Origin of the sequence: Marinobacter flavimaris, from assembly GCF_002933295.1 — a bacterium.
In the GTDB taxonomy this organism is placed as follows: Bacteria; Pseudomonadota; Gammaproteobacteria; order Pseudomonadales; family Oleiphilaceae; genus Marinobacter; species Marinobacter flavimaris.
In genome coordinates, this window is the sequence record NZ_PSSW01000056.1 from 1 (window position 1) to 351 (window position 351).

The window sequence follows — 351 nt, forward strand, 5'->3', positions numbered from 1 at the left end:
AGAGGTGGGATGCAGATCTTCGTGAAGACCCTGACTGGTAAGACCATCACNCTCGANGTGGAGCCNAGTGACACCATNGAGAATGTCAAGGCAAAGATCCANGANAAGGAAGGCATNCCTCCTGANCAGCAGAGGTTGATCTTTGCNGGNAAACAGCTGGAAGATGGNCGCACCCTGTCTGACTACAACATCCAGAAAGAGTCCACCCTGCACCTGGTGCTCCGTCTNAGAGGTGGGATGCAGATCTTCGTGAAGACCCTGACTGGNAAGACCATCACNCTCGAGGTGGAGCCNAGTGACACCATCGAGAATGTCAAGGCAAAGATCCAAGATAAGGAAGGCATCCCTCCT

Annotated in this window: 1 protein-coding gene; it reads left to right on the top strand. The window is 53.0% G+C overall.

What is annotated here, in order from left to right; translation table 11 throughout:
* Positions 1-9 precede the first annotated feature (9 nt).
* Positions 10-351: ubiquitin-like protein (locus MDHKLMBL_RS20730; RefSeq protein ID WP_241956292.1), on the top strand; the 342-nt coding region annotated here is incomplete at its 3' end.